Origin of the sequence: Candidatus Frankia nodulisporulans, from assembly GCF_902806475.1 — a bacterium.
Classification (GTDB): Bacteria; Actinomycetota; Actinomycetes; order Frankiales; family Frankiaceae; genus Frankia; species Frankia umida.
This window is the reverse complement of record NZ_CADCWS010000319.1, coordinates 1-4,068: the sequence shown is the minus strand read 5'-3', so window position 1 is coordinate 4,068 and position 4,068 is coordinate 1. Positions and strand designations below refer to the sequence as shown.

3 protein-coding genes and 1 pseudogene are annotated in these 4,068 nt (G+C 70.0%); 1 reads left to right on the top strand and 3 read right to left on the bottom strand.

Going from position 1 to position 4,068, the window contains the following annotated elements; genetic code table 11:
• Window positions 1–479, bottom strand: a pseudogene (locus G6R24_RS18865) (hypothetical protein); the annotation flags it as partial.
• Window positions 480–497: 18 nt separating this feature from the next.
• Between G6R24_RS18865 and G6R24_RS18860 the strand changes: the two are divergent.
• Window positions 498–731, top strand: coding sequence for a hypothetical protein (locus G6R24_RS18860; protein ID WP_163550525.1), 234 nt, complete (start codon window positions 498–500; stop codon window positions 729–731).
• Between the two features lie 262 nt (window positions 732–993).
• Here the strand turns inward: G6R24_RS18860 and G6R24_RS18855 are convergent, their stop codons facing one another.
• Window positions 994–2,577 carry a hypothetical protein gene (locus tag G6R24_RS18855; RefSeq protein ID WP_225438731.1) on the bottom strand — a complete coding sequence of 528 codons (1,584 nt, stop codon included), beginning with the start codon at window positions 2,575–2,577 and terminating at the stop codon, window positions 994–996.
• Window positions 2,574–4,068: FtsW/RodA/SpoVE family cell cycle protein (locus tag G6R24_RS18850; RefSeq protein WP_225438729.1), on the bottom strand; the 1,495-nt coding region annotated here is incomplete at its 5' end. The genes G6R24_RS18855 and G6R24_RS18850, both read right to left, overlap by 4 nt.

The window sequence follows — 4,068 nt, the reverse complement described above, 5'->3', positions numbered from 1 at the left end:
AGGTCGCCACGTATCCGCGGCTGATCACCGACCTGTTCGACATTGTCGAAATCCTGGATGCGGAACATCCCGCTGCGACCGACATAGAAACCGATCGACGAACTGGCGAAATAGCGGACCCGGCCGGGATGGAAATGCCGTTCGATGCTGCCGCGCACCTTCGGCCCGCTGCCGGCGTGGCGTCCCATGGTCTCCCGGGAACACAGATACTGGAAGAAGTCGGCGGCATCCTCGCAGGTGATGAGGGGAAGCATCGCCTCGTCGTCGCTGGCGGAGACGAAGCCGCCGTCGTAGGCGCGGTGGAAGACGCGGCGGTCATCGAGCTTGGTGATGCACACCGCGAGATAGTGCGGCAGTTTCCCGTCGGGCATCCGACCGAGATCGTCGGCCCGTTGCAGCACCCGTTCGAGCATCGTCTCCAGATAGTGGTACGAGTCGCGGTCGCCGAGTTCCCGGATGGGGTCGAACAGGTAGACCATGCCGTCGGCGCGGGCCAGGTGGTCGATGAGTTTCTCGACGGCGTCCCCGGCCTCCGCCTCGCCCGCGAACAGATCCTCGGACGGGGGCGGTCGGGATCCACGCCGAACACCGAGGGGTCGTACATCCGGCCGCTGACGTCCATCAGCGTGAGTTCGAACTCGATGCGGCGCGCGGGCCGACGGGCCAGCCGGCGCAGCACCCCGGCGGGCCGGGCGCGCAGCAGCCGCAGCGACAACTCCTTGGCCTCGTAGGCGGTGGGCGCGGGAAACTCACCGCGGGTGAGCTGGGCGCGGGCGCGGGCGCGGGCCAGGAACGTCGTGGTCGTCGGGTTACCACTGAACAGAACCCAGTCCCGCCCGTCCCCGTCCGACTCGGACAGCGCGGTGTGCAGGCTGGCGAGCATCGTCGTCTTGCCGCTGCTGGTCGCCCCCCACAACCCGATCCGGCTCAACGTGCGATCGTCGTCGCGCCGCCCCCGCCGCCGGGTCGCGCGCAGTGGCACCGTCGGTTCGCTCACCCGGGTTCACCCTTGGTCACGGCGACGGCGACCGGATCGGTCAGGGTGGACGCTGGTTTCTCGTCTGGTTGGGGGGTTCCGTTGGAGGTGCGGTAGCCGACGATCACGATTTTTCCGTGCCTGTTGCCCTTCGGCATGACGCGTACCGACCAGCTGGCGCCGCCGGTGACCGCGCCGTTGAGGGAGTCGGTGTCGTCGTTCCACAGCGCGGGGATCCTCGAGGGCCCGGCGGCGCTCGATGCGGCTGCGGGGCGGGGAGTGTCCGTTGCCGATGGGGTTGGCCGTGGTTGCTGCCACGGTTTCGCGTCGTGTGCTGCCCGGGTCGCGGATCCGTGCTGGGCGGAGAGGAGGAAAGGTGCTGGCGAGTCGTCGAGTTTGGCCAGGTCGACGGACCTGGTGTGGGTGACGAGGCCAGCGAGGACGGTGGCGAACTGCAGGGGGCTTATCCGTAGGCAGCCGGGGTCTTTTCCGCAGGCGGGGTTGTTGAGGGTCTGGAGGCCGGAGGCTTGGATGACGGGTGCGGTCAGGCCCTCGCCGCTGAGTGCGCTGCCGGCCGGTCCGGTCAGTAGCCATCGGTCAATCATGGTGCGGACGGCTCCGGGCTGGGGGCTGTTCGCCGCGCCGCGGGCCAGGATGACGTTGGCCAGGCGTACCGCGCAGCCAGCTCCCTGGGCGACATGGAGGGTGTGTTCTTTCGGGTTGTCGATTTTTTCAAGGTTGTCGAAAGTGATGCAGCCCTTGAACGCGTCCCGGATCGCGGTATCGGCCGCATTGAGTGTGAGCGCGACGTCTTTTGCATTGCTGAGTGGTTGGGCTACGGCCCGGTCGAACAGGCCCTTCTGAATGTTGAGAAGGTGCATGATGCCGTCTGGGTTCTTGGTCAGTGCGTCGACGCGCAGGTCGGCGAGGAGCGCCTGCGTCAGGGCGGGGCTCGCGTTCAGCAGGTCGCCGATCAGTCTGTCGCCGGTGGGTACCGGGGTGGACCACCGGACCGCCTCGGCGCCGCCATCCGTACCCGCGGCCTCGCCCCCCGCGTCGTCCGCACCCACGGATGCGGCGCTGATAAGAGGGTCGGCGGGCCCTTTGGGATTCGTCCGCACCTCGGAAGTGGGTTTGTCGTGGGTGCCGGGTGGTGGTTCGGGGACGGTGGGGAGGGGTGCGGTTCCGGTGTCGTCGGTGAGGACGAGGAGGCGTCCGTCGCTGGTGTCGATCGCGATGGTGGCGCCGCGTACGCCGGTGGGGAGTGTCTGGATGGCTTTGTTCGCGGCGGTCTGCAGGGCGACGTCGAGTGTGGGGACCAGGCGTGCTGGCGAGCAGGTGGTTCTGAAGGTGAAGGTGCCGCCGGTGGGCCGGTCGGCGGTCTGCGCCGGGCACTGGCGTGTTGGTGTGACGACGTTGTCGACCGCCTGCCTGGTCGTGCTGTCGAGGAGGCCTGGGCTCTGCGGCCAGAGCACCGAGATTTTGGCGGTGCGGATCGTGTTGGCGGCAGCGGCGGCGGAGATGTTTCCCGGGTCGGTGGTGGATCGCTGGTGGTCGGCGGTGGTGGCGGCCAAGGGTACCGCGACGAGTGTGGCGATCACACACAGGCCCGCGACCGCGGGTTCCCAGGTCCTGCCGGTGGTGCGTTCGCGCAGGCGGTCCAGCGTGGCGGTGGCGGTGGGGCGGGGTGTTGCTGTGCGGGTGTGGCGGTGTGGGTGGTGCGGCTGGCGGCGCCGAGCAGGGCGCCGATGGTCCAGAGCAGGGCGAGAACGGGGAGGGCGAGGGTGATCAGGGTGGCGGCGGTGACTCCGCGGGCCCAGGCGCCGAGCAGTCCGTGGCCGCAGCGGGCGGCGAGTCGGACGAGGAGGGCGCCGACGAGGATGGTGATGGCCAGGACCAGGAGCAGGCCGAGGAGGCCGAGTTCTTCGGCGATGACGTTGAGGGCGTAGCGGTCCGGGACGGTGCCGTTCGGGGCGTAGGACTCGACGAGGCCCTGCCCTGGGCCGCGGCCGAAGGTGCTGGCGCGGGCGAGCGCGAGAGCGGCGTAGGCGTCGTCAGGTGCGTGGGCGGTGACATGTGCGTGGGTGGGGGTGTAGGGGTTGCGGTGCCAGGTGTGGCTGAGCGCGGCCACCAGGACGTAGGTGGCGAGGGTGGCGGCGAGCCCGAGGGCTGGTGCCCAGCGGTCCTTGGTGCGTGCGGCGACGAGCCAGATCAGTCCGACGGTGGCGGCGATCGACGGGCTGGGACGGTCGGGGCCGATGGCCAGGACCAGCCCCGCGCCGACGGCGACGAGGATCAGCACCAGATACGCCGAGGCCGAGTTCTGATCTTCGTCGATGGGTGCTTGGGTCCAGATCGCCACGACGATGACGAAGGTGGCCAGGGTCAGCAGCGGTATGAGGGACGAGGGCCGGATCTGTTCCGTGCTCAGGGTGACCCCGGCGTCGCTGTGGCGGTTGAGGGCGGCGAGCGCCACGACCGCCAGCGTGACCACGACGATTGCCACACCGACCGGGCCGGGCATGCCCCGGCCGTCCCCGGTGAACCGCACGACGCATCTGGCTGGTTGCGAGCGCACCAGCATGGTCAGGGCGATCAGACCGGCACTGCCGATCGCGAGCGACACGGTAAGACCCGCGAGCGGATAGCGCGGGCCGCCTGCCAGCCCGGCCAGTCGCAGCCGTACCAGGACACCGAGAGCCACCAGCAGGTAGACGCCGCCGACCAGCGGCACCGCCAGTCGGGCGAGATCCCCGAACTCGGCTCGGTCCGGCGGTGCGAAGCGGCCTGCGGCCGGTCGGCGTAGCCCTGGACGAACCGAAGGCTGGCCGTGCCGGGCCGGACGGTCCGCGAAGGAGACGACCGCACGCAGGGTGATCCAACCGGCCAGCCCCACGATCACCACGGTGGGCCCGGTCAGCGACAGGCTCAGATCGTGACGGTGCCGCTGCAGGCCTGCGACGAGCAGGTAGGCGACGAACGCCGGCACAAAAGCGACCGCGCCGGTGTAGGCCCACCGACTCGGTGCGCCGAGCCGTGCCCAGATCACCTGGGTGGACTCGGTCTGCGTCCGGGGCCCGCGCCTGGCCATC